Origin of the sequence: Methylomonas koyamae (genome assembly GCF_019669905.1) — a bacterium.
Taxonomy (GTDB): domain Bacteria; phylum Pseudomonadota; class Gammaproteobacteria; order Methylococcales; family Methylomonadaceae; genus Methylomonas; species Methylomonas koyamae.
The window spans coordinates 543,289-568,410 of record NZ_AP019777.1 but is presented as its reverse complement, the minus strand read 5'-3'; the positions used below and the strand labels follow the sequence as shown (position 1 = coordinate 568,410).

At 54.6% G+C, this 25,122-nt stretch carries 29 protein-coding genes; 13 read left to right on the top strand and 16 right to left on the bottom strand.

Features of this window, described 5'->3' with window-relative positions; translation table 11 throughout:
• Positions 1–31: 31 nt before the first annotated feature.
• Positions 32–382 (bottom strand): DMT family protein, encoded by a 351-nt coding sequence (locus tag MKFW12EY_RS02690; protein WP_064020402.1) that lies wholly within the window; start codon positions 380–382, stop codon positions 32–34.
• On the bottom strand, positions 379–1,617 hold the full coding sequence (locus tag MKFW12EY_RS02685; protein WP_221053967.1) for a multifunctional CCA addition/repair protein: 1,239 nt from the start codon (positions 1,615–1,617) through the stop codon (positions 379–381). The genes MKFW12EY_RS02690 and MKFW12EY_RS02685 overlap by 4 nt, the downstream gene beginning before the upstream one ends.
• Positions 1,618–1,785: 168 nt before the next feature.
• Here MKFW12EY_RS02685 and MKFW12EY_RS02680 point away from each other — a divergent pair, with 168 nt between their 5' ends.
• From MKFW12EY_RS02680 to pqqE, 7 genes are all read left to right on the top strand, one after another.
• Positions 1,786–2,574, top strand: coding sequence for a sulfite exporter TauE/SafE family protein (locus MKFW12EY_RS02680; RefSeq protein ID WP_221053966.1), 789 nt, complete (start codon positions 1,786–1,788; stop codon positions 2,572–2,574).
• Positions 2,575–2,727: 153 nt separating this feature from the next.
• The gene (gene pqqA, locus MKFW12EY_RS02675) at positions 2,728–2,802 is read left to right on the top strand and encodes a pyrroloquinoline quinone precursor peptide PqqA (protein WP_054760176.1); all 75 of its coding nucleotides are present in this window, start codon (positions 2,728–2,730) and stop codon (positions 2,800–2,802) included.
• 106 nt (positions 2,803–2,908) lie between these two features.
• A complete protein-coding gene (pqqB, locus tag MKFW12EY_RS02670; protein ID WP_054760121.1) occupies positions 2,909–3,820 on the top strand; it encodes a pyrroloquinoline quinone biosynthesis protein PqqB in 912 nt (303 codons plus the stop codon).
• Between the two features lie 12 nt (positions 3,821–3,832).
• A complete protein-coding gene (gene pqqC, locus MKFW12EY_RS02665) occupies positions 3,833–4,561 on the top strand; it encodes a pyrroloquinoline-quinone synthase PqqC (protein WP_054760123.1) in 729 nt (242 codons plus the stop codon).
• A 2-nt stretch (positions 4,562–4,563) separates the two neighbouring features.
• Positions 4,564–5,127: a Uma2 family endonuclease gene (locus MKFW12EY_RS02660; RefSeq protein WP_221053965.1), complete on the top strand. Its 564-nt coding sequence runs from the start codon at positions 4,564–4,566 to the stop codon at positions 5,125–5,127.
• 30 nt (positions 5,128–5,157) lie between these two features.
• Positions 5,158–5,430, top strand: a complete 273-nt coding sequence (gene pqqD, locus MKFW12EY_RS02655) for a pyrroloquinoline quinone biosynthesis peptide chaperone PqqD (protein ID WP_221053964.1) — start codon at positions 5,158–5,160, stop codon at positions 5,428–5,430.
• Entirely contained in the window at positions 5,408–6,532 is a 1,125-nt protein-coding gene (pqqE, locus tag MKFW12EY_RS02650) for a pyrroloquinoline quinone biosynthesis protein PqqE (protein ID WP_054760125.1), read from the top strand. Before pqqD ends, pqqE begins: the two co-directional genes overlap by 23 nt.
• 46 nt (positions 6,533–6,578) lie before the next feature.
• Here pqqE and msbA read toward each other — a convergent pair whose 3' ends face one another.
• Positions 6,579–8,327, bottom strand: a complete 1,749-nt coding sequence (msbA, locus tag MKFW12EY_RS02645) for a lipid A export permease/ATP-binding protein MsbA (protein WP_054760178.1) — start codon at positions 8,325–8,327, stop codon at positions 6,579–6,581.
• Positions 8,328–8,404: 77 nt separating this feature from the next.
• On the opposite strand from msbA, the gene MKFW12EY_RS02640 reads away from it, so the two are divergent.
• The 6 genes from MKFW12EY_RS02640 (at position 8,405) to MKFW12EY_RS02615 (ending at position 14,635) form a co-directional block, all read left to right on the top strand.
• Complete coding sequence (locus MKFW12EY_RS02640; protein WP_245006419.1) at positions 8,405–9,493, top strand: glycosyltransferase family 9 protein; 1,089 nt, start codon at positions 8,405–8,407, stop codon at positions 9,491–9,493.
• 170 nt (positions 9,494–9,663) lie between these two features.
• On the top strand, positions 9,664–10,602 hold the full coding sequence (locus tag MKFW12EY_RS02635) for a hypothetical protein (RefSeq protein WP_082409714.1): 939 nt from the start codon (positions 9,664–9,666) through the stop codon (positions 10,600–10,602).
• 153 nt (positions 10,603–10,755) lie between these two features.
• Complete coding sequence (locus tag MKFW12EY_RS02630) at positions 10,756–12,045, top strand: O-antigen ligase family protein (protein WP_221053962.1); 1,290 nt, start codon at positions 10,756–10,758, stop codon at positions 12,043–12,045.
• 19 nt (positions 12,046–12,064) lie between these two features.
• Positions 12,065–12,889, top strand: coding sequence for a glycosyltransferase family 2 protein (locus MKFW12EY_RS02625; RefSeq protein ID WP_054760132.1), 825 nt, complete (start codon positions 12,065–12,067; stop codon positions 12,887–12,889).
• An 82-nt stretch (positions 12,890–12,971) separates the two neighbouring features.
• Positions 12,972–13,778 carry a glycosyltransferase family 2 protein gene (locus MKFW12EY_RS02620; RefSeq protein ID WP_054760134.1) on the top strand — a complete coding sequence of 269 codons (807 nt, stop codon included), beginning with the start codon at positions 12,972–12,974 and terminating at the stop codon, positions 13,776–13,778.
• An 8-nt stretch (positions 13,779–13,786) separates the two neighbouring features.
• Complete coding sequence (locus MKFW12EY_RS02615) at positions 13,787–14,635, top strand: glycosyltransferase family 2 protein (protein ID WP_082409715.1); 849 nt, start codon at positions 13,787–13,789, stop codon at positions 14,633–14,635.
• 3 nt (positions 14,636–14,638) lie between these two features.
• Here MKFW12EY_RS02615 and MKFW12EY_RS02610 read toward each other — a convergent pair whose 3' ends face one another.
• The 13 genes from MKFW12EY_RS02610 to MKFW12EY_RS02550 all read right to left on the bottom strand — a co-directional run bounded on the left by MKFW12EY_RS02610 (position 14,639) and on the right by MKFW12EY_RS02550 (position 25,103).
• On the bottom strand, positions 14,639–15,058 hold the full coding sequence (locus MKFW12EY_RS02610; RefSeq protein ID WP_054760136.1) for a DUF2802 domain-containing protein: 420 nt from the start codon (positions 15,056–15,058) through the stop codon (positions 14,639–14,641).
• On the bottom strand, positions 15,058–15,231 hold the full coding sequence (locus tag MKFW12EY_RS02605) for a hypothetical protein (RefSeq protein WP_157199257.1): 174 nt from the start codon (positions 15,229–15,231) through the stop codon (positions 15,058–15,060). Before MKFW12EY_RS02605 ends, MKFW12EY_RS02610 begins: the two co-directional genes overlap by 1 nt.
• A 41-nt stretch (positions 15,232–15,272) precedes the next feature.
• Positions 15,273–15,746, bottom strand: a complete 474-nt coding sequence (locus MKFW12EY_RS02600; RefSeq protein ID WP_054760137.1) for a chemotaxis protein CheW — start codon at positions 15,744–15,746, stop codon at positions 15,273–15,275.
• A 25-nt stretch (positions 15,747–15,771) separates the two neighbouring features.
• Positions 15,772–16,509: a chemotaxis protein CheW gene (locus MKFW12EY_RS02595; RefSeq protein WP_054760139.1), complete on the bottom strand. Its 738-nt coding sequence runs from the start codon at positions 16,507–16,509 to the stop codon at positions 15,772–15,774.
• Positions 16,506–17,309 (bottom strand): ParA family protein, encoded by an 804-nt coding sequence (locus tag MKFW12EY_RS02590; RefSeq protein ID WP_054760141.1) that lies wholly within the window; start codon positions 17,307–17,309, stop codon positions 16,506–16,508. The genes MKFW12EY_RS02595 and MKFW12EY_RS02590 overlap by 4 nt, the downstream gene beginning before the upstream one ends.
• Positions 17,310–17,311: 2 nt before the next feature.
• The gene (gene motD / locus MKFW12EY_RS02585; RefSeq protein ID WP_054760143.1) at positions 17,312–18,196 is read right to left on the bottom strand and encodes a flagellar motor protein MotD; all 885 of its coding nucleotides are present in this window, start codon (positions 18,194–18,196) and stop codon (positions 17,312–17,314) included.
• Between the two features lie 10 nt (positions 18,197–18,206).
• Complete coding sequence (locus MKFW12EY_RS02580) at positions 18,207–18,953, bottom strand: flagellar motor protein (RefSeq protein ID WP_054760144.1); 747 nt, start codon at positions 18,951–18,953, stop codon at positions 18,207–18,209.
• Entirely contained in the window at positions 18,953–20,053 is a 1,101-nt protein-coding gene (locus MKFW12EY_RS02575; protein ID WP_054760146.1) for a protein-glutamate methylesterase/protein-glutamine glutaminase, read from the bottom strand. The genes MKFW12EY_RS02580 and MKFW12EY_RS02575 overlap by 1 nt, the downstream gene beginning before the upstream one ends.
• A 9-nt stretch (positions 20,054–20,062) precedes the next feature.
• Complete coding sequence (locus tag MKFW12EY_RS02570; RefSeq protein ID WP_221053961.1) at positions 20,063–22,297, bottom strand: chemotaxis protein CheA; 2,235 nt, start codon at positions 22,295–22,297, stop codon at positions 20,063–20,065.
• 11 nt (positions 22,298–22,308) lie between these two features.
• Complete coding sequence (locus MKFW12EY_RS02565) at positions 22,309–23,034, bottom strand: protein phosphatase CheZ (RefSeq protein WP_054760149.1); 726 nt, start codon at positions 23,032–23,034, stop codon at positions 22,309–22,311.
• A gap of 17 nt (positions 23,035–23,051) precedes the next feature.
• The gene (locus MKFW12EY_RS02560) at positions 23,052–23,426 is read right to left on the bottom strand and encodes a chemotaxis response regulator CheY (RefSeq protein ID WP_064023334.1); all 375 of its coding nucleotides are present in this window, start codon (positions 23,424–23,426) and stop codon (positions 23,052–23,054) included.
• Between the two features lie 100 nt (positions 23,427–23,526).
• Positions 23,527–24,273, bottom strand: coding sequence for an RNA polymerase sigma factor FliA (locus MKFW12EY_RS02555; RefSeq protein ID WP_054760153.1), 747 nt, complete (start codon positions 24,271–24,273; stop codon positions 23,527–23,529).
• Complete coding sequence (locus MKFW12EY_RS02550; RefSeq protein ID WP_054760154.1) at positions 24,270–25,103, bottom strand: MinD/ParA family protein; 834 nt, start codon at positions 25,101–25,103, stop codon at positions 24,270–24,272. Before MKFW12EY_RS02550 ends, MKFW12EY_RS02555 begins: the two co-directional genes overlap by 4 nt.
• Between the last annotated feature and the right edge of the window lie 19 nt (positions 25,104–25,122).

Genomic DNA, 25,122 nt, shown 5'->3' with positions numbered 1-25,122 from the left:
ATTCCGTGGTTGCGGCCGCTGCCGTGTTCGTTTAATTGAATTTGGCCCTGAAGATAAAAAACACCGCGCCGAGCAAACACAATCCGGCCCACAGATAATCCAGTTTCAGCGGCTCCTTCAGGTAATACACCGAGAACGGCACGAATACGCTCAACGCAATCACCTCTTGCATGATCTTCAACTGGCCGACGCTGAGCGCGGTATAGCCGATACGGTTCGCCGGAACTTGCAGCAAGTATTCGAACAAAGCCACCCCCCAACTGACCAAGGCAGCCAGCAACCACGGCTTATTGTTCAACTCTTTCAGATGGGCATACCAGGCAAAGGTCATAAAGACATTGCTGCACACCAGCAGCCCGGCGGAAGTCAGAACGGTATTCATAAAACGGACGATTGGTAACGGGTTTTGTAATTATTGACGGCCTGTATCCTCGATCTGCGAATCGCCGCACCGATCTGTTCGCCCCGCAAACCTTGTCCAAGCAGGCCATCGGTATCGGCGACGGCCGCGGCGGCTGCGGCGCCGCGGATATAGTCCGCTTGCGGGTAGTCGCAGCCTTCGAAACCGGTACGGCCTCTGGCGTCGGCCTCGCAGGCCGCCAGAAATTCTTCCAGCCGATTTTCCGGCTTAAATGCACCTATCGCCAGCAACATGTCGACCAAGGTATCGGCCCGCAGCTCCAACGCCCGGTGGCAATGGGTGTGGTATTCCATGACCTGCACGCTCAAACTTTTAAACGGCTTCGGCACCCGTAACCGCTCGCAAAAGCGTTGCAACACCGGCAAACCCTTTTTTTCGTGGCCGTGGTGGCTAGGCCAATGCTCGGCCGGCGTCAAGGCCTTACCCAAATCGTGCAGCAGCGCCGCCAAACGCACTTCGGCTTTGGAGGACAGGCGCGCCGCCTGTTCCAGCACCATCAGGGCATGCACTCCGGTATCAATTTCCGGATGGTATTTTTCCGGCTGCGGCACTCCGAACAGCGCATCAATTTCCGGAAAAACGACGCGCAATGCGCCGCAATCGCGCAGAACCTGAAAAAACGCCTGCGGCGTGCGCTCCAACAGCGCCTTGTGCAACTCCGCCCATACTCGTTCGGATACCAGATAATCGGCCTCGCCGGCCGCGACCATGCGCTCCATCAACGCCATGGTTTCATCGGCAACCCGGAAGCCGAGATGAGCGTATCGGGCGGCAAAGCGCGCCGCGCGTAAAATACGGACCGGATCTTCGCTGAAAGCCGGCGACACATGCCGTAGTAACCTTTGCTCGAGATCGAACCGGCCGCGAAACGGATCGACCAATACGCCGTCGTCGCCGATGGCCATCGCATTGATCGTCAAATCGCGCCGTTGCAAATCTTCTTCCAACGACACGTCGGGAGCGGCGTGGACGGCAAAGCCTTTATAGCCGTTCCCGGTTTTGCGCTCGGTTCTGGCCAAGGCGTATTCTTCATGGGTGTCGGGATGCAAAAATACCGGAAAATCTTTTCCCACCGGCCGAAATCCGCGCGCCAGCATCGTCTCGGCCGTTTCGCCGACCACCAACCAATCGCGCTCTTCGACCGGATAATCCAGTAAACGATCACGCACCGCGCCGCCGACCAGATATGTTTTCATGCCTAACGAATCCGCATTTTCAAAAAAGACACAGTATAAATGAGTCGCTATGATGGCGTCCGCCTTATTCCAACCGCCGAATGCCCGGAACAAACCCGCAGCCAAAGCCAAATAAAAAACAAATGCTTGGCTCTGCCCGCAACCTAAACAACGTGGATCGAAAACCTGATGACTGAGATATTCTTCGCCAGCTTATTGCTCGGATTGCTCGCCGGCCTTGCCGCCGGATTATTCGGTATCGGCGGCGGGACCATTATCGTGCCGGCCTTGGTCTGGCTGTTCCAAACCCAGGATTTCGCCCCGGAACAGATCATGCTTTCGGCCGTCGCCACGTCCCTGGCGACGGCCTTATTGACGTCAGCAGCTTCGGCACACACCCACCATCAACTGGGCAACATCGCCTGGCGACGCGTATCGCGTTTGGCTCCGAGCCTGTTGGCCGGGGCTGCCGGCGGCGCAGTAGCAGCCGACCACATTAGCCCGGATGTGCTGCGCTGGTGTTTCATCGCCTATTTGCTCTTCACCGGCAGCGGAATGTTATGGCCGAGACAAAACAAACCCATGTTGCAAACCAGCGCATACCGTCTCGACTATATCGCCGGCTTTTTGATCGGCGGGCTATCGTCGATCTTGGGCATCGGCGGTGGCACGATGACCGTACCCTATTTGGCCGGCAGCGGCATGGGCATCAAAAATGCAGTTGCCACGTCGAGCGCTTGTGCAGTACCGATCGCGTTTTCCGCGGCGGCGAGTTATGCCGTCCTCGGATGGGGTGAAAACGACTGGTTGCACGGCCACTTCGGCTATCTATACCTGCCAGCATTCGCCGGCATCGCGTTGACCAGCGTATTCACCGCCCCTATCGGGGCCAAGTTGGCGCACCGTTTACCGGCAGACAGACTGAAACGTTACTTCGGCTTCGTCTTGATTTTTACTGCGCTAAAAATGGCTCAGTAAACCTGGAACTTTCGCCGCCGCAACCGGCTCCGAAACAGGCTGATGATCGTGAATCCGCTCTGTTGCGCAAAGAAAAACTTCATCGTATACTTCGGCGCAGCTTTCTCGATCAAGCTATCGCACACAACAACAAAACCTCTGGAGGGTATACAAATGAAATGGGAAACACCTGCTTATAACGACATGCGTTTCGGTTTTGAAGTTACCATGTACATCTACAACCGTTAATAATTACGGTTGAACACAAAAAAGGGGCAAATTCCTGCCCCTTTTTTTTGCCTGGCGTTTTTCAATCCCGTATCATGCGGCGCTCGTTCACCAATCCAATTCAGATATGAAAATCAGAGTTCTCGGCGCCGGCGCCGGCGGCGGCTTTCCGCAATGGAACTGCAATTGCGACAATTGCGGCCGTTACCGTAGAGGCGAGTTCAACGGCAAGGCTCGCACCCAATCGTCGATTGCCGTCAGCAGCGACGGACGCAACTGGTTGCTGTTCAACACCTCGCCGGATATTCGCGCACAATTGGAAGCCTTTCCGGCCATCCAGCCCAAAACCGGCATCCGCGACACCGGCATCAAAGCTGTTTTGTTAATCGACAGCCAAATCGATCACACCACCGGCATGCTGATGCTGCGCGAAGGCAAGCCTTTGGAAGTGTATTGCACCGAAATGGTCAAGCAAGATCTGAGCAGCGGCTTCCCGCTGTTCACCATGCTGAAAGATTACTGCACGGTCAACCACCATTCGATCGCCTGCGACGAAACGCCGTTCGAGATTCCCGGCATAGACGACATTCGCATTTACGCCCATGCCTTGAAAAGCAAGGCGCCGCCCTATTCGCCGCACCGCCACGATCCGCACGACGGCGACAATATCGGCGTCATCGTCGAGCAAATTTCCACCGGCAAAAAACTGTATTACTCGCCAGGCCTGGGCGAGATCGAACCGCATGTTTTTAAGGCCATGCAAACGGTTGATTGCCTGATGGTGGACGGCACCTTCTGGACCGACGATGAAATGGTGACGCGCGGCATCAGCCACAAACGCGCCCGCGAGATCGGCCACTTGCCGCAATCCGGCCCCGGCGGCATGATAGAAGTGCTAAACGGCGTGCCCAAGGCCCGTAAGATTTTGATTCATATCAATAACACCAACCCGATTCTCGACGAAGATTCGCCGGAGCGTAAGACCCTGGATGCCAACGGTATCGAAGTGGCTTACGACGGTTTGGAAATCGACTTATAACAAAGGTGTTACATGACTGCTGACAACCAACCCTGGAGCCGCGAAGAATTCGAAGCCAAATTGCGCGGCATGGAAAAGTACTACCACATCCATCATCCGATGCATGTACTGATGAACGAAGGCAAGTTGACCAAGCAGCAATTGCAGGGCTGGGTCGCCAACCGCTTTTATTATCAAGTCATGATTCCGATCAAGGACGCCAACATCATGGCCAATTGTCCGGACCGCGAGACCCGCGCCAAGTGGGTGCAGCGCATTTTGGATCACGACGGCCACCCGGGGGATACTGGCGGCATCGAAGCGTGGATACAGCTGGGTATCGCGGTTGGCTTGAGCCGCGAAGAGATTACTTCGTTGAAACACGTGCTGCCCGGCGTGCGTTTTGCCGTGGACGCCTACGTCAACTTCGCCCGTCGCGCCGAATGGCACGAAGCCGCCAGCTCGTCGCTGACGGAACTGTTCGCGCCGAAAATCCATCAACAGCGCCTGGACAACTGGCCGGACGTGTATCCTTGGGTCGAGAAAGAAGGTTATGCCTATTTCAAAAAGCGCCTGACCGAAGCCCGCCGCGACGTCGAGCACGGGTTGGAACTGACGCTGGACTGGTACAAAACCCGCGAACAACAGGAACGCATGCTGGACATCCTGAAATTCAAGCTCGACGTGCTGTGGACGATGGCCGATGCGATGTATCTGGCTTACGTCGCCAACATGCCGCCGTATTTCAACATCGAACAATAACCATGCAAACCGCCGAGCGACTTCGTTTTAGTGCCGAGGATTATCTGGCTTGGGAAGAAACTCAAGCCGAGAAGCACGAGTTTGTGGCTGGAGAAGTTTTTGCCATGACTGGGGCACGTCAAGCTCATGTGCTGGTGTCCGGCAACATTCACTCCGCTTTGAAACAACGTCTGCGGGGCACTCCATGCAGAGCCTACATGGTCGACATGAAATTGCGCGTGGAAAGTGCCGATGCTTTTTTTTATCCCGACATCATGGTTTCCTGTCATCCCGATGATCGTAAAGCAGAACAATATCTTGCAAATCCAAGCTTGATCCTGGAAGTGTTATCCGACTCAACCGCAGACTATGACCGAGGCGGCAAGTTCGTCGCCTACCGCAAGCTGGAATCGCTGAGGGAATATTTGATCGTCGATATCGAAGCCCGCCGGGTCGAATGCTTCCGCCGCACCGCCGACAACGATTGGCTGCTGCACGACTATGTCGGCGAAGTGGCTTGTAAACTGACTAGCCTGGGCATTCAAATACCCATGTCCGAAATTTTTGAAGACATCGAAGCCGCGTAGAACCGCTAATTTTTCTAAACGCAAAACCCAATGACCATTAACCCCGATCAAACCCTGCAATTCTCGCCACTACACCGGCTGCAATGGGAAGAGGCCCAGCAAAAATACGTGATTCTCTATCCCGAGGGCATGGTCGAGCTAAATCAAAGCTCGGCGGAAATCCTCAAGCTGTGCGACGGTGAACATAATTCGACGCAAATCGTCGAGGAACTGGAAACCAAATTCGCAGCCACCGGCTTGAGCAACGACATCCACAATTTCCTGAACATCGCTTTGCAAAATGGCTGGATCAAACAAGGCTAATATCACGCCGCCGCGCTGGTTGCTGGCGGAATTGAGCTACAAGTGTCCGCTGCAATGTCCGTATTGCTCGAATCCGCTGGATTACGCCAAATATCCGGACGAACTCAGCACCGACGACTGGAAGCGGGTACTCAGCCAGGCGCGTAAAATGGGCGCGGTACAGCTCGGTTTTTCCGGCGGCGAACCGCTGACCCGGCAAGACTTGGTCGAACTGGTGCGCTATGCCCGCGAACTGGGTTATTACTCGAATCTGATCACCTCAGGATATGGCTTGACGGAAGAGAAGATTATCGAATTAAAACAAGCCGGCCTCGATCACATCCAAATCAGCATCCAAGCCAGCACCCAGGAACTCAACGACCATATCGCCGGCACCAAGACTTACCAACAGAAACAGGAAGTTGCCAGATTAATCAAAAAACACGGCTACCCGATGGTGTTGTGCGTGGTGATCCACCGCGAAAACATCCATCAAATGCCGGAAATTCTGGAGATGGCCGAAAACCTCGGCGCCGACTATCTGGAATTGGCCAATACCCAATACTACGGCTGGGCCCACATCAACCGCGACGCGCTGTTGCCTACTCGGGAACAATTCGAGGAAGCCGAGAAAATCGCCCAAGCCTACAAGGAAAAAGTGGCCGGCAAGATGAAGATTTACTATGTGGTGCCGGATTACTACGAAGACCGACCGAAAGCCTGCATGAACGGCTGGGGCACCACCTTTTTGACCATCGCCCCGGACGGCACCGCGCTGCCTTGTCATTCGGCGCGGGAATTGCCGGGTCTGGATTGCCCCAACGTCAAGGATTACAGCATTCAGGATATCTGGAACGACTCGAAAACTTTCAATTTCTTCCGCGGCACCGAGTGGATGCAGGAACCTTGCCGCAGCTGCGACGAAAAACACAAGGATTTCGGCGGCTGCCGCTGCCAAGCCTATTTGTTTAACGGCGACATGTATAGTACCGATCCGGTTTGCAGCAAGTCACCGGAACGGCATCGAATAGACGAGGCGATTGCCTCGGCCCGTGCCACGGCAATGGCCGATCACGAACAGCCGCTGGTATTCCGCAATAGCAAAAATTCCCGGCAATTCTGACGGCTCGATTCGGAGCCGCCGAATCGCTACGGCGCCCCCTAAGTTGCTAGCCTTCGCCGCGTGCTACGGGGTTCACATCCTGAAACTGCATTTTATGCAGCTTTGCATAAGCGCCGTCGCGCGCCAACAACTCGGCATGGGAACCCTGCTCGACGATGCGGCCCTTATCCATCACCAAAATCACATCGGCCCCCTCTATCGTCGACAAACGGTGCGCTACTACCAGCGTGGTCCGGCCCTGCATGACCCGGTTCAGCGCCGCCTGAATGTAGCGCTCGGATTCGGTATCCAGCGCCGAGGTAGCTTCATCCAGAATCAGAATCGGCGCATCCTTCAATAAAGCCCGCGCCAGCGCCAATCGCTGGCGCTGGCCGCCGGACAGTTTGACGCCGTTCTCGCCGATCTCAGTATCCAAACCTTGCGGCATCCGGGCAATAAAATCCATCGCGTAAGCATCGACCGCCGCTTGTTCGATCATGCTCCGCTCCGCGCCCAGCAATGCGCCATAGGCGATATTGTTGGCGACCGAGGTGTTGAACAACGTCACATGTTGCGTGACCAACGCAATCTGCCTGCGCAGACTTTCCAGACGGTAACGCTTCAGCTCGACACCGTCGATCAAAATCTCGCCGTCCAGATAATCGTAGAAACGCGGCAACAAATTGATCAAGGTGCTTTTGCCGCCGCCGGATGCGCCAACCAAAGCCACGGTCTGTCCGGGCTCTATCGTTAAGTTGATATCGCACAATGCCGGCGTTTCGGCACCGGGATACCAAAAACTCAAATTGCGAAACTCGATCCGGCCCCGGCAGCGGTCGATTTGGTAATCGCCCTCGTCTTTCTCGGCCGGCTCGTCCAACACCTCGAACAAGGACTCGGCTGCGGCGATGCCGCGCAATATTTCGGAGTTGGCGTCGCTTAATTGGCGTATCGGTTTCGGCAACAAAAACGCGGCAGTGAAAAAGCCGACGAATTCGCCGGGGCTGGACGATTTCATCATGATCAGCGCCAGATACATCATGCCGGCCAGCGCGAAGGAAATCACCAATTGCATCAGCGGATTGTTCAACGAAATCGTCATCATCAGCTTGCGGTGCTGAGCCCGATTTTCCAGACTGGCGGCTTTAAAGCGCTGGCGCTCGTAGGCCTCGCCGACAAAGCTTTTAACGATGCGGTTGCCCGCTACGGTTTCCGACGTAATCTGGGTCAAATCGCCAACGGTGTCCTGCATATTGCGGCTCAGGCGCTTCAAGCGCTTGCCGACGTAACGCACCATCGTCGCTACCACCGGTGCCAGCGCCAGAAACACCAGCGACAACTGCCAATTGGTGTAAGCCAGGTAAGCCAACAAGCCCAGCGCGGTAAAGCCCTCGCGCACGAAAGAGCGAATCGAATCGGACGTCGCCCGGGTCACTTCGCCTATGTTATTGGTAATCCGCGAAATCATATAGCCGCTATTGTGGCTATCGAAATACTGAACCGACAAGCGCGTATATTGGTTGAAAATTTCGCAGCGCAATTTATGAATCAGATTGCCGGAAATCCTTGCCAGATAGTAGTTACCCAAAAAAGAACCGACGCCGCGCACCAGAAACAGCACCACAAACGCCAGCGGCAGATATTGGATACTCGAACGGTCCGGGGCGCCGAAACTGTCGATGATGCGCTGGATGATCATCACCACGGCCGGTTCGGTGCCGGCGTAAATCGCAAAGCCGATCGCAACCAGCAGAAACAAGCGCCAGTACGGCAGTACGAACTTCAGCAAGCGCCGGTAAACCTGACCATCGGTCATCGTGCGTTGCGAATTTTGTAACGTGTCCAATATATTTACCTTTAAAATGTGCGCTTATGCCGATCAACCAGCGCTCAATGCAAAACCAAAAGCCGCTCAATATACATCCGAAACGCATTTTAGTAATCACCTTGCGTTACTTGGGCGACACCTTGCTAGCAACCCCGCTGATCAGCTCTTTGAAACAAGCTTATGCCGATGCCGAAATCGACGTATTGCTGCCCGCCGCCAACGCCGGCATGCTGGAAGGCAACCCGGACATCCGCAAACTGATCCCGTTGCCGAGCAAACCCAGCTTGGGCCAATTTCTGAAACTGCTATTCGGCATATGCCGCAGCTACGATTTGGCGATCTCTAGCCAAGCCGGCGACCGCCCCACCTTGATCGCACGTACCGCAGGCAAAACGGCTATCGGTTTTGTGCCGGACGATCCGGGCAAAGCCTGGTGGAAAAATCGGCTATTGGACCGGTCACTGGTTTTCGGCGTCGATTACGATCATGCGGTATTGGAAAACTTACGCTTCTGCGACGTATTGAACATCGAACCGTGTTACCGCTTAAAGCCACCGCAATGCGCAGCGCCGCCGGCGCAAATGCCGGCCAATCCCTACGTCGTGCTGCACATTATGCCGCAGTGGCGCTATAAGCAGTGGCACCGCGACGGCTGGCTTGGTGTGATGTCATTTTTGAATCGGTCGGGTTACCAACTAGTATTGACCGGCAGCGGACAGCCGGCCGAACTGGAGAGTTTACGAGAGCTGGAACGGCAGTTGGCGTTTCCCGTAACCAACATGGCCGGCCAACTGTCCCTGGCTCAGTTGGCGGCGGTGATCGGACAGGCGGCCTTATTTATCGGGCCGGATACCGGAATTACCCATCTCGCTGCCGCCACCGGCACCGAAACCATCGCGCTTTACGGGCCAACCGATCCGAAAAAATGGGCGCCGTGGCCTTGCCGCTATGTCGGGCGAACCAGCCCATTCGCTTCGGTCGGCAGCAAACGCATCGGTAACGTTTATTTGTTACAGGGATTTTCGGACCGCAACTGCGTCCCCTGTCAATTGGAGGGTTGCCACCGGCACCGGAATAGCCACAGCGAATGCCTGGATCGGCTGCCGGCGAGCTTGGTCATCGAGACTATCGGCGAAGTTTTACGGCAGGGATAATTATGCTCCGAGACGCCAATTCTGTATCGTTACCGGCTTGGCTATATTTAGCCGACCAATCAGATAAACTTTCCGCCCGACCGCGTAACATTTGCCCTTAAAAATTCGACTCTACAAAAAATACAGTGCCCAAATTTAAAAAAATATTAGTCGTATGCCCGGCGGGAGCGGTGACCGGCGGACCGGAAGCCTTGCACCAGTTGGTCGATCATATGAATAAGCTCGGATTGCCGGCCTACATTACCTATTTGCCGTTCGGTAAATCGGCAAACACCCCGGAGCCCTACCTGCGGTATACGGCTCCGATAGCGGATTACGAAGATGCGGCCGGGAATCTGATTATTTTTCCGGAGGTGTATCCGCAATTGGCCAATAAAGTCCGCCATGCCAAAGCCGCCATCTGGTGGCTGTCTTTGGAAAACTTTCTGGAACGGCGCCATATCTGGCCGCTGCACGATAAGGTGCGTTATATAAAACGAGTGATTCAGGGAAAACGGCCATTAAGAGGCGCCAGATCCTTGAAGCATATGATCCATTTCTCGCAGACCCAACACGCGACCGATTATCTTAAGCAGTGCGGTATCGAACCGGTTCCGCTGATCGACTCCATCAACGAAGATTTTCTGAACGATAACCACCTGGAATTCGCCAATACCAAGCAAGACATAATCCTGTATAACCCCAACAAAGGCAAAAAGGTGACGGAAAAGCTGATTGCCGCGAATCCGCAGTGGCAATTCGTCCCGCTGAAGGGCCTAAACCGCGAACAACTATCGCAACAGCTCTATGCGGCGAAACTCTACATCGACTTCGGCCACCATCCCGGCCGCGACCGAATGCCCAGGGAAGCGGCGATGCACGGCTGCTGCCTAATCACCGGCGTTCTGGGTTCCGCAGGTAACGAGATCGACCTGCCTATTCTCAAGCGCTATAAATTGGACAGCTCGGCGCCCGAGTTTGTAGCGGAATTTTCGCAGCTAGCCACGGACATACTGGCCAATTTTGCCGCTCATTACCGCGCTTTCGACAACTATCGGGATTATTTGAAAAACGAACCGAAAATTTTTCGACAACAGATCTCCGACTATTTTTTACAAACGCAAGCGTAATGCTCAGGCCGCTCAATATTTCAGCCACTGAATTTCATCCTATAAAAATGCGTTACAGCGAAGAGAGCCCACTCAACATGCCCGATCGAAGCGGTAACGATGCTCCGAGCGTGCAATGTTCTTGACCGCATAACGCAAAGACCGATGCGAAAAATGGCTATATCCCGAAACCAATTTATCGAAAATGACCAAACTTCCTGGCTCGACTGGCCGGTTATTCTCGTTACGGCCAGCAGTATCATCGGTTATTTATCGGTCCGAAGTTGGACCAATATTACGGTTTTCCTGCTGCTACTTCCCGCGCTCACGGTTTTCAAATGCGCATGGCTTCGTGCCCGCGCCCAAAAGCAGATAACCTCGGCTTTGCCGCTGATTATCACAATGGCCTTGCCGGTGTTAGCAATACTCGTTAGCCAAATCGTAAGGCAGGAATGGTCCTTTAAGCCCTACGACGGCCCTTCCCGGATCTTGCTTTGCATCCCGGTATTATTTTATTTTCTTCAGATAAAACTTAACTTCTCTAAAATCGTTGCGTTTTCCGCACCAATCGCGTTACTCATTTTAATTCCGGTCGTTTATTCGCACCCGGAAACACTGGAACGTTGGATCGGCCGTTTCGCCACGCCGGCGGTAGACCCGACAGAGTTCGGCACCTATAGCTTGGTTTTGACGGCTTTTTGTTTGTTCGGCATAGAAACCGAACCGGACAAACTCAATTTAAAATTCTTGGCTTACCAGATTTCGGGATTCCTGGCCGGAATTTACTTGATCCTCGGCTCCGGAACGCGCGGTAGCTGGATAGCGATCCCGCCGCTACTGGTTTTATGGGCAGTTTTAAACCGAAAAAATTTGCCGCCGAAAATTTTGAAACATCTGGGTTTGCTGATTTTGGCCGGCATCGTTTTAATTTGCCTGGTAAGGCCTTATACGCTCGACCGAGTATTCAGCGGCATCTACGAACTCAGCTCTTGGCTTAACGGCAGTAACACCGAGACCTCCGCGGGCTTACGCCTGACCATGTGGCAAATTAGCTGGGAGCTTTTCAAACACAATCCATTACAGGGATATGGCGACCACAATTTTAAGCTCTACCTCGATGCCCCTTGGATAAGTTCGTTTGCCAGTATCGAAGCCCGAGAAACTATCCTGCATAACGGCCCGCACAATGAGCTATTGGCGAATTTGCTGCGCTCCGGCGTCATGGGCGGCATCTCCGTGATAGGTTTGTTCATGGTTCCGCTAACCGTGTGCTGGCGCAACAGAGACGTGGAAAAGTCGAAGTATGCCTGCCGTTTAGGCCTTGCCTACATCACCAGCCTGGTTTTATGCAGTCTCAGCAGCGAAGTATTGACATTTAAGTACACAAGCTCATTTTACGGACTGGTCATCGCCGGAATTTCAGCACAGATCATTTCAGCCCAAACCCAACTATCGCGGGATTGATATCCTGCCGGCCAAACACATGAAATCAGACCAATACGCCATCACTTTTGCCTGCTACAACCAAATCAATTACACGCGCCAATGCATCGACAGCATGGTCAGACACGGCGTCGATTTAAAGCGGGTGGTTGTGGTGGATAACGGTTCCCGCGACGGCACTTGCGACTATCTGGCCTCTTTGGGACTCGGCGGTTTAATTCTGAACAAATCCAACCTCGGCTGCGGCGTCGCCTGGAACCAGGGGGCTTTGGCGCTGCAGGCGGAATGGACCGTGGTCATGAACAACGATGTGCTGGTCAGCGCCAATTGGTTGGAAAATTTGATCGAAACCGCTGAACAGAACCAGCTGAAAATCATTTCGCCGGCATTGGTGGAAGGCAAACTGGATTACGACTTCGACGAGTTTGCCGGCAATGCTTCGCTAAAAATGGCCACGGCACTGCGTTTGGGCGGAAAGCATGCCGTTTGTTTAGCCATCCACGACTCGGTGTGGCATGAAATCGGCTATTTTCAGCCGGTACCCAAATTACTCGGCTACGAAGACACGCTGTTTTTTCACGAGGCTGAAAAAGCCGGCATTGCTTGTGCCATGACCGGCGCATCTTGGCTTCACCATTACGGATCGGTGACCCAAACCGCGATGAAACAAGAACGCGGTTTATCCGATAAACAAGGCTTGGGCAACCGCTACAATTACCGTCTGTTACAACAAAGCTGGCTGGAACGAAAATTACGAAAAATGGCCCGGTTACGCCAAGCCAACCAATGGCACGACAGCGAACTGGCGCAATACGGCATGACTTTGCACGGTATTCGGCAAAACGGCGATTTCAATTGGCAATAGCGCTGAGTCCGTCAACAATCCAGCCCAGTGCTTAACCATCAGCTTATACAGCTCCCATTCATAGAAACTTTCCGGCCGCGCTATGACAGAAACATCCGCCGCTTGCGTTCGAACCGGGCCTCGCCCGAAATTGAGCGTCTACATCATCGCCTATAACGAGGCCGACAAAATTGCCGCCGCAGTCGAGAGCGTGCTGTGGGCGGACGAAGTGTTGGTGCTCGACTCGAATAGCAGCGACGGCACCGCGACAATCGCCGCCGAATTGGGGGCGACAGTAAGACAAATTCCATTCACCACCTTCGGTAAATTGCGTAACGATGCAATTGCCGCATGTAGCCACGACTGGGTGTTTAGCCTGGACGCCGACGAACGCTGCACGCCCGACGCCAAAGCCGAAATCGAACGCATTTTGTCAGCGCCCGACGCAGATGTTTATTATGTGCCGCGCCGCAATTGGTTCATGGGCCGCTGGATCGAACATTGCGGCTGGTATCCGGATTACCGGCAACCGCAACTGTTTCGTAAGCAGGCCATGGTGTTCGACGACCAAGCCGAAGTTCACGAAGGGTTTACGGTCAACGGCAAAATTGGCTATTTCGATTCCGCCATCATCCAGGTGCCGTTTCTGAATCTGGAACAACTGCTGCACAAAATGCAGCGTTATTCGACATTGGGCGCGCGCAAACTGGAACGCGCCGGCAAACGCCCCACCATGGCGACCGCTCTGCTACACGGCGTCTGGGCATTCTTTAGAATTTACGTTCTCAAACTCGGCTTTCTCGACGGCTGGGCCGGGTTTGTGCTGGCGCTGGGCAACTTCGAAGGCACATTTTACCGCTACGCAAAAGCCGCCACCGCCAACCTGAAATGGACGCCCGACCAGCATTAAGCAAGGCCATGCCGCAAACCATTGACCTGATTTCGGTAATCGTCACTACCTATAATCGGCCTCCGGCGCTGCTCGCCTGCTTGCGTAGCCTGCAGGACCAGTTGGATCGAAACTTCGAAATCCTCGTTGCAGACGACGGCTCTGAGCAAGCCACCCGCCGGCTAATCGAGCAAGAGATTAAAACCAGTCCGATACCGATCCGGCACATCTGGCACGAAGACAAAGGCTTTCGCGCCGGCACCATTCGGAATAAGGCTGCTGCGGCGGCGGCCGGCGGCTATCTGCTGTTCATGGACGGCGACTGCATCGCGTTTCCGGGCTTTATCGCCCGCCACAGGCTGCTGGCCGAAACCGGTTATTTCGTGCCCGGCAACCGCCTACTGCTCAATGCGGGCGGCACCGAACAAGTATTGAGCAGCGGCATTGCGTTGCACCGGCAATCTGTTGGTTTTTTTATGCGATTGTGGCTACAACGGAAACTGAACCGTTTGCTGCCGCTGATCTATTTGCCGCTGCAAAGATGGCGCTACTTCAATCCGCGCCGGTGGCAAAACGCCATGACTTGCAACTTGGCGCTGTGGCAAGCCGATTTTTTGGCCGTGAACGGCTTCGACGAGTTATTCGAAGGCTGGGGATACGAAGATTCCGATCTGGTAATTCGCTTGATCCACTCCGGTTGCAAACGCAAGGAGGGCCGGTTTGCCGCGCCGGTACTGCATCTTTGGCACCCGTATAACGATAGAAGCCAACACGACGAGAATTACCGGCGCTTGTTGGAACGGGTTGCCGATCCGCGGATTGTGGTTGCGCAACGCGGAGTTAGCCAGTACATCGCTGAGTCGGCTCCCGACGTATAGATATCAGCGCTTGCCGCCACCGTGCAAACGCATCAGCAATAGCGCTTCGTCTCGGGTCAAACCGCAGTCTCTGACCAATTCGTCTATATCGGCCCCGCGGCGAATTTTTTGGATGACATCCTCGTAACCTTGGGCCGGAACGGGGTCGTCCTGGACTGGATGGGGCTGAGGCGCCGCGGCTTGAATCGGCCTGTTGACCCGGTCGGCAATCGTGTTCAGCCGGTTATCGTTGGCCGCCAGCCGACGGTCCACCGCGACAGCCGCCGAACACAAACCCGCCAAATCCTCGTTGCTGCGCTGCAAGCGCTCTTCCAACACCTTGAGTTCCCGTTCCAGCCGTTTTTTGCTACCGACCAGGCGCAGCAAAACCGCCAATATGAACAGTTCGCCTAGCGCCAAACCCCAAATTAAGTAATCGGTCATTACACTATTTCGTCGATATGTTCGGCCGGCTGCGGGTTGGCATTATTTGGATTACGGTCCTGCTTCGCGTGCGGCCGCCGTTGTTCCGGATTGCGTTTGTCGCGCTGTTCCCGTTCCACTTTCAAAGGCGCATTGACCGGCTGGTAAGGTGTGATCGGCGTGATTTCTATCATATGCCCTCCCGCCCGCCGCGCCTTCTGCCGGCTGCTTCGTGTTAAAACATATCCAATTCAGCTTTTTCGTCGTCGCTGAGAAATTTATTCAAATCCACCAGAATCAGCAACTGGTTATCGCGGCTGGTCACGCCTTGAATATATTTGGAGCTTTCCTCGTTACCGACGTTGGGTGCGGTTTCGATTTCCGAAGCGCGCATTTCCACGACTTCGGCGACGCTGTCCACCAAAATGCCGATGATATGCCGGTCGGTTTCGATAATCACCACCCGTGACGCGTCGTCGGTTTCTTTCGACGGCAAACCGAAACGGTTGCGGGTATCGATGACGGTGACCACGTTGCCGCGCAGATTGATAATTCCCAACACGTAGGACGGAGCTCCCGGCACCGGCGCGATCTCGGTAATCCGCAGCACCTCCTGCACCTGCATCACGTTGATACCGTACTTTTCGTCGCCCAGACAAAAAGTCACCCACTGCATGACGGGATCGCCTTGTTTTCTATCTTCACTCATGTCGTCTTATCCAAAGGCTAATAAATTATTTTCGATGCGGCACCAATTGTTTTACATCGACAATTGCTGTCAGTTCGTCTATTACGGTACCGATCAACCACGGCTTTTTCTGTCGGGCAGTGCGCCAGCGCACGCCGTCCGGCTTGATTTTGCCGATGGAGAGTATTTCGTCGCAGACCAAGCCCCATCTTTTATCCTGGGTAATCAAAATACGGCTGGCTGGCGAATCTTCGAACTTACCCTGCCGGACACGGCTTTTGCCGAAAATCAACTGACTGGTATCCAGCACGCCGATACGGCTGTCGTGTTCGTCTACCAACCCCAGGAACCATGAAGGCTGGCCGGGAATTTGGCTGGGTTTGCGGTCCATTTTGATGGTTCGCGACAGTTCGACCAACGGCGTTGCCAGGATCAATTGATCGACTTTGAAAAATAAAGCTTGAAACTCGTATTGCGACCAATCCGGCATCACCGACAATGCCTGAAGTTTAGCCGGATTTTCAACGGCGGCAAGCACCGTATCCGGACTGGAGATTCGGGCTTTTCTAGCTTTCGACTCTGCTTCCAAAACCGGCGGCGACACCTCGGCAACGATCGGGGCCGGTTGCCGCGCAACTAAAGTTACCGGCTTTGCTTCAGGGGATGAAGGCGCTTTCGCCTCGACGCTCGCGTCGGCATCGGGTACGTCGTCGAGCAAGGTTTGCAGGTATGCGTCGAGTGCCAGTTGTTGTTTGACGATACCGGGAGGGGATTTTTGCTTCATGAACGCGGCGCCAAGGTTTTGTCTCCGCTTTTCTCAAGCAATAACAATTCCAACAATTCGGTATAGGCTTCGCTAGCCCGGGCATTTTTATCGAACAGCGGCAGCGGCGCGCCGGCTTGGCTGGCATCCCTGACTTTGGTATCGACCGGAATCACCGAACGCCAGGCATTGTCCGGATACTGCTGGTACAAAGCTGCCAGGCTATCGCGCGCGGCCTTGGTCCGCTTGTCGAACATGGTCGGCACTATGGTGAATTTGGGCGGCGTCTTGCGCGAATGAAACACCATCTTGATGGTATGCACCATCCGGTCCAAACCTTTGAGCGCCAGAAATTCAGCCAGCACCGGAATCAGCAGATGGTCGCAGGCCGCCAAAGCATTGATCATCAGCACCCCCAACATTGGCGGGCTATCGATAATCACGTAATCGTAGCGGTCCGCCATCTTGTGCAGCGCGGTCGAAATGACCAGGCCCATCCCGCCGATTGCCGCCACTTGCCGATCCAGCGTGGCAATCGCGGTAGCAGCCGGTAACACGTCGATACCGTCGAAGCGGGTCTTGGCGACATAGACCTGCGGATCGATATTCTTCTTCTTTTCGCTGGCGTCGAGAAACAGATTGTAAACCCCCAACTCGACTTCCTCGGGGTTGATGCCGAAATAACTGCTCAACGAACCGTGGGGGTCCAAATCTACCAATAAGGTTCTGAACCCCCAAGAGGACAGCAAACCTCCCAGAGTCACCACGGTAGTGGTTTTTCCGACGCCGCCTTTTTGATTGGAAACAGACCAGATCTTCATAATCACTGTGCCGGTGCTGCCGGCGCGTTTTCGGTAATGGGCTCGGGGTTCGGCGAGGGTTCGGATTTTGGCGCCAAATTCAACGCCTTGGCTCGTTCATCGTCGGTCATGCCGTACCTGGCAAATGCTTGCGACATCAAAACCAGTACCACCCGCCGGTTTTTGAAGCGCCCTTCTTCGTCTTTGTTATCGGCAACTGGATGGAATTCTCCATAGCCCACCGCCGATAAACGCGTGGCCGGAATATTGTTCTTCACCAATTCCTTGACCACACTCGTTGCGCGTGCGGAAGACAAATCCCAATTCGACGGGTACATGCCGCTGGAAATCGGCACATTGTCGGTATAGCCCTCGACATTAATCACATTCGGCACGTCGCGCACCACTTCCGCGACTTTTGCCAGCACCGGGAGCGCTTTACTCGACAGTTCCGCCTTGCCGCTGGCGAACAGCAATTCGCTGTTCATCTCCAGTTCGACCCAAAAATCGTGCTTTTTAATACCGACCAGTTTGCTCTCGACGAAGGGCTGCAACGCGCCCTGAAATTGTTCGGAAACCTCGCTCAACCGCTGTTTTTCCTGCAGAATTTCTTCGCTGAGCTCCCGTTCTTCGGCCGTCGCCAGATTCGGCAACTCGATTGGCTGTATTGCGGTAGGAATGGTACCGATTTGGATCGGCTCCGCCTCCTTCTCCACTTTTTCGTTGTGAAACAGCGCCTGATCCAGCGATTCGGAAAAAGTCTCGTATTTGCCTTTATTCACCGACGAAATCGAATACATCACGACGAAAAACGCGAACAACAACGTGACAAAATCGGCATACGACACCATCCAACGGTCATGGTTGTCAGTCGGTAGCGGCGATTTAACGCGTTTGCGTCGGCTCATTGCCAATTCCCTACTTTTCTATCAAAAAGCCGGATAATTTCAGCTCGATGTTACGCGGGTTTTCACCTTCGGCAATCGAAGAAATCCCCTCGATCACCATCTCCCGCGCCTGCGAGACTTCGAAAATCAGGCTTTTCAGTTTATTGGCGATTGGGATGAACAGCAAATTGGCCAGGCCGACGCCGTAGATCGTCGCCACAAATGCGGTAGCGATGCCGCTGCCCAATAGCTCGGGTTTGGCCAAATTCTGCATCACATGTATCAAACCGATCACCGCGCCGATGATGCCGATGGTCGGCGCGTAACCGCCCATGGCCTCGAACACGCGGGCCGCCTGGTTATCCAAGTGCTCCTTGGTGGTCAACTCCACTTCCAAACAATCCCGAATCACTTCCGGCTCGTTGCCGTCCACCAGAAGTTGCAAACCCTTTTTGGCGAACGTGTCTTTTTCGCTATCGATGACGGTTTCCAAACCGAGCAAACCTTCTTTGCGGGCCAGCGTGCTCCAACGTACGATCTTATCGATCTGTTTTTTCAACTGCAGGTTTTGCGGCATAAAAATCCAAGCCAAAATACGCATGCTGCGCAGAAACACTTTAGGCGGAAATTGCAGCAAGGTTGCGCCCAAAGTACCGCCCACCACGATGACGAAGGCGTGAAAATTGACCAGAGCACCGATCTCGCCGCCGCCCATCAGGTTACCGCCGATAATTGCGGCAAACCCGATCAAAACCCCCAGAACGCTAAGAATATCCATCAGTGCAGTTTGTTAAATTGGTTCGCAATCTCGTCCAGAGAATAAACATGATCGGCCAAGCCGGCCTCGGCAATCGCTTTCGGCATGCCGTAAATCGTGCTGCTGGCTTCGTCCTGCGCCCAAATCTGCGCGCCGCGCTGGCGCAATTTCATCGCGCCGAGCTTACCGTCCGCCCCCATGCCGGTCAGCACCACAGCAAGTACCCGGCCGTTGAAATTGTCGGCCAACGAACTGAATGTGATATCGACGCTGGGACTATAGATTTCGCCGGCTTGTTTGGGGCGTAACGCGATTTGGCGGGAACCCGGCGTTTGTTTGAGCTGCATTTGCACGGCTCCCGGACTTAACAGTGCCACACCGGGTTGCAGGATATCGCCGTCCTGCGCTTCCCGGACTTCGATACTGCACAGCGAATTCAGCCGCTCGGCAAAGCTTTTGGTGAAATTCGGCGGCATGTGCTGTATCAGCAATATCGGCATCGAACAACCAGCCGGAACTCGGCTCAACACATATTGCATGGCTACCGGCCCGCCGGTGGAAGCCGCCACAGCCAACAGATCGATTTTGCCCGGATCGGCTTGACTCGGCTTGGCCGGCAACACCCGCTCCTTGGCAACCGCCGCTGCGCCGATATGGGCTGCAAATCCGCCGCTACGCCTCAGGCCGGCATCGCCAAGCGTTCCGGCCGCGGCCACTTTTGCCGCCTGTCCCGCCACCATTCTGACCCGGTAACGCAACAGGTAACGGGCGGTTTCCCGATTGGCATCGATATCTTCCATTTGCTTCGGCAGAAAATCGATGGCGCCTGCACTCAACGCATCGAACGTGGCGCGGGCACCAACCTGGGTCATGGCCGAAAACATCAAAATCGGCACCGGCCGGGTACTCATGATGCGTTTGACGGCGGAGATACCGTCCATCACCGGCATCTCCACATCCATCGTGATCACGTCCGGCTGCAGCGCCGCAGCCATTTCAACCGCCTGCCGCCCGTCATGGGCCACGCCGACTACTTTGAACTCTTGGTCTTCTTCCAGAATTTCGGTAACTCTGTGGCAGATGAAATGGGAATCATCGACTACCAATACCCGAATGGTCATATCGCCAGATCAAACCGCGTACTTCTTCATCAAGCCCGGCACATCCAAAATCAGCGCGATTTTACCGTCGCCGGTGATCGTTGCCCCGGCCAGGCCTTCCAAACCGTGCAATTTCGCACCCAATGCCTTGATCACCACCTCTTCCTGGCCAATCAACTGATCGACCACGAACCCGACATGGCGGCCACCGGCATTGACCACCACGACATGGCTGGTAGCCTGGGTGTCGCTGCTGGAGTAATAATCCTTGACCAACCATTCGCTGAGATAGAACAAAGGCAAAGCTTTATTCCTGACCATAACCACCAACTGGCCATCGACCTTGTTGGTTTTGCTCAAATCCAAATCGAGAATTTCCAGCACGCTGGCCAAAGGCAAAGCGAAAGCCTGGCCGCGCAGCTTAACCATCAAGGTCGGCATAATCGCCAACGTCAACGGCACCTTAATGATAATGGTACTGCCCTTGCCTTCCACCGAATCGATTTCGACGACGCCGTTCATTTGCGCAATCCGGGTTTTGACCACATCCATGCCGACGCCGCGGCCGGACACATCCGATATTTCGCTCTTGGTGGAAAAGCCGGGTAAAAAAATCAGGTTGTAACACTCCTTATCGTCCAAACGCGCGGCGCTTTCTTCATCCATTAGGCCTTTTTCGACGACTTTCGCTCGCAGCAGGTCCGGATTCATACCCTTGCCGTCGTCCTTAATCGACAACTGGATATGGTCGCCTTCCTGCGAGGCTTTCAAAACCACGACGCCTTCGCGCGGCTTGCCTTTGGCCTCGCGCTCGTCCGGCGACTCGATGCCGTGGTCGACAGCGTTCCTGACCAAATGCACCAAGGGGTCGGCCAAGGCTTCGACCAAGTTTTTGTCCAAATCGGTTTCTTCTCCGACTAGTTCCAACCGAATCTCTTTTTTCAGGCTGCGTGCTAGGTCGCGCACGACGCGCGGAAACCGGCCGAAGACTTTTTTGATCGGCTGCATCCGGGTTTTCATCACCGCCAATTGCAAATCGGCCGTGACTACGTCGAGATTGGAGATGGCTTTGGACAACTGCTCGCCGGCCTCGGCATTGGCCTTCAGCGTCTGGAACCGATTACGCACCAGCACCAACTCGCCGACCATGTTCATGATGTCGTCCAAAATCTGGGTATCGACCCGCACGGTGGTATCCGCTTGCGGTGCCGCCTTCGATTTGTCCAGACCCGGATCCATCGCAGTAGCCTTGTTCGCGGCCTTTTCTGAGTCGTCGGCAGACATAGCGGCGGCAACCGGCTCGGGCTTGGCGCGAACCACCGGCTTGGCCACAACCGGTTCCGGCGGCGGCTCGACTTTGGGCTTATCGATTTGCAGTTCCGGGATCGAGGATGGATCGATGTTTTGCAGGTTGGTCGCATCGAATTTGCCCTTGCCGTGCAACGCATCGAGAATCTGGTCGAATTCTTCTTCGCTGATGTCGCCGGAATCGGCCGGGACCGCCGCTGGTTCGCCCTGCGCGGGTGCTACAGCCGGCGCCTTGAACTTACCCTTGCCGTGCAATTCGTCGAGCAGGTTTTCGAATTCCTCCTCGGTTATCTCGTCGTCGGCTGGGGCTGGAGCGGATGCTGGCGCTTGGCTTTTCGCCGTTGGCGCCCCGCCTTTGCCGTGCAGAGCATCCAACAAATCCTCAAATTCCTGTTCGGTGATTTCGTCGGAATCCGCCGCCGACTCGTCGCCGGCCAGCAGCTCTTCCGGGTCGAGCATGGCGTCGAAATCCTGCATCGCCGAACTTTGTGCGGCAATCGGTTGCACGGGTTCAGCAGGTATTTCGGTGTTTTCGACTTCAGCCGCCTCGACTTCAACCGCGGCTCCGGCGGGTTCGGCGTAAGCTTTCAAACGGGTCAGCAGGCCTTTGTCGGCTGGCCTGGGTGCGTTTCCGGAGCGAACCTGGCCGAACATTTCGTTAACGATATCGACTACTTGCAGAATCACGTCCATCAGATCCGGCGTGACTTGGCGATCGCCTTGGCGTAACACGTTGAACACGTCTTCGGCACTGTGGCAGACGTCGACCAGTTCGCTGATCGCTAAAAATCCGGCACCGCCTTTAATCGTGTGGAAGCCGCGAAAAATCGCATTCAGTAAATCCAGATCGCCAGGCGACTGCTCCAGCTCGACCAACTGCTCGCCCAGCGAATCCAGAATTTCTCCGGCCTCAACCAGAAAATCCTGCAAAATTTCATCGTCCAGATCGATCGCCATGACGCTTTTCCTCAAAAACCTAGACTAGACAATAAATCGTCGACATCGACCTGGCTCGTCGCGACATCGCCCTCCCTATCGTCGACTCCGGGCACCACCGGCCCCGGCAACTCGTGGTGGGCGTCGGCGGTTTGCGTACTGGGCCCGACTTTACGGCTGGAGATTTTGATCAGATTGACCATGCTGGTTTCCAGATCCTGAACCAAATCGATGACGCGGCGAATGATTTGCCCGGTGATGTCTTGAAAGCCTTGCGCCATCAAAATATCGTTCAAGCCCGCCTGGATTTTGTCCATCGCTTGCCGCGACTGGTTGAAATACTGGCTTAAATCGGCGCTCATGGCTTTGAACTCGTCGAACGGCATTTCCCGGTCCAGAAACCGGTTCCATTGCCCCGCCAATTGATTGACTTGGGCGCTCAACTCGTCGGAAACCGGCAGTAAATCTTCCACCGCGGTCAAGGTCTGGTTGGCGGCCTGTTCGGTCATCGCAATCACGTAATGCAAGCGTTCCTTGGCATCCGGTATCTCGTGCTCGGCCATCGCGGTAATTTTCGAATCCACCGAGAAACTCACCATAGTGTCGTGCAGTTGCCGAGTCAACCGACCGACTTCCTTGAACAACTGCGTCTCCCTGACTCCGGCAACTTGATCGAGTATCTCATCGGCAACCGCTTCGTCGCCTTTTTCCAAAGCCGTAACCAATTCCCGGGCCAAACTCAACAGGTCATTATTCATAGTGCGCTTCCTGGCAGTTAACCGTCGATACGTTCGAAGATCTTTTCGATCTTTTCTTTCAACGTCGCAGCGGTAAACGGCTTGATCACATAACCGTTTACGCCGGCTTGCGCGGCCATGATGATCTGTTCGCGCTTGGCTTCGGCCGTTACCATCAGCACCGGCAGGTTGGCCAGACTCGGCGTCGACCTCACCGCCTTCAGCAAATCGATGCCGGTCATGCCGGGCATGTTCCAATCCGTGATTAGAAAATCGATGCCGCCTTTTTCCAATATCGGTAGTGCGGTTTTACCGTCGTCCGCTTCCACCGTATTGGTAAAGCCAAGATCTTTTAACAAGTTTTTTACTATTCTCCGCATTGTCGAAAAGTCGTCGACAATCAGAATGCGCATATTTTTATCCAAGGAAAATCTCCACCCAGGTCACATAATTTATTAAGAAACAAGCTTGCAATTGCCGAAAATCGCAAAAAAACCCTGAAATAACCGCAATTTAGCTGCACTTTTCATTATCTTTCCGTTCCACCCAATCCGCAAGCCTGGCACGCAGGCGCAACATGGCTTGGCTGCAGATTTGGCTGACTCTCGATTCGCTGACCTCGAGCACCTTGCCGATCTCGCGTAAATTTAGCTCTTCGTCGTAATAAAGCGAGATCACCAACCGCTCGCGCTCCGGCAGTTCCGCAATCGCATTTGCCAGAGCCTTATGAAAATTCTGCTGCAGCAGCAATTCGTCGGGTTGATGATGGCCTTGCACATCGTCGATGATGCTGTCTTCACCCTGAATCAATTCTTCGACGCTAAAGGTTTTGCAAGACACCGCATCCTGCAAAATCTGATGGTACTCGCCCAAGTCTATGCCCATGTGCTTGGCAACTTCGGCGTCTTTGGCATCCCGCCCCAAACGGTTCTCGACCTCGCGGATCGCGTCGGCCACCATTCGCGCCTTTTTATGCACCGAGCGCGGCGTCCAATCCGAACGCCTCAGTTCGTCCAACATCGCGCCGCGAATCCGTATGCCGGCATAAGTTTCGAAGCTGGCCCCCTGGCCGGCGTCGTAGTGTTTTAAGGCTTCCAGCAATCCCAACATGCCGGATTGGATCAAATCGTCGAGCTGCACCGTGTCCGGCAAGCGGCCCATTAAGTGGTAGGCAATGCGTTTTACCAGCGGCGTGTGTTGCACCACCAAAGCGTCAACATTTGCGGCCTGCACGGCCGCATACATTGCCGCTCCGCTCATGCAACGTCCTCTTTAACGCTGTACTGGATCATACGCTCGACAAAAAACTCCAGGTAGCCGCCGGCTTTCGGCTTGATCGGCCAATGGTCGATTTTTCTGGCCAAATTTTTGATGGCCAATGCGGCTTTGCTTTGCGGAAACGCTTCCACCACCGGCACTTGTTTTTGCACCGATTTTTTCAAATATTCGTCTTGCGGCACCGCACCGACAAATTGCAAAGCCACGTCCAGGTAGCGGTCGGTCACCTTACTCAACTTGTTAAACAAGGCTTGGCCGTGCTCGGCCGACTGCACCATGTTGGTAATGATGTGAAAACTGTTTAAACCGTAATCTCGGTTCAATAATTTGATGTAAGCATAGGCATCGGCCAATGACGTCGGTTCGTCGCAAACCACGACGATGATCTCCTGGCAGGCGCGGGCGAAGTTGACCACGCTGGCCGAAATCCCGGCCGCGGTATCGACGATCAAGACATCCAGCTCTCTGTCGATCTCGCTGAAGGCCCGAATCACGCCGGCCTGCTCCACGCTGGACAGATCGGACATGCGTTGCACGCCGGAAGACGCCGGAATAATTTTCAGCCCGGCCGGACCGGTCATCATGATCTCTTTCAGGGATTTCTCGCCGTTCAGCACGTGCGACAAGTTGAACTCAGGAAACAAGCCCAACAAGATGTCGACGTTGGCCAAACCCATATCGGCGTCGAGTATCGCCACCCGCCGGCCGATTTTGGCCAGCGCCACGCCGATGTTCACGGAAAGATTGGTTTTACCCACGCCACCTTTGCCGCTGGTCACGGCGATCACTCGTACCGGTTTCATATGTCTCATCTGTCTAATTCCAGCTGCT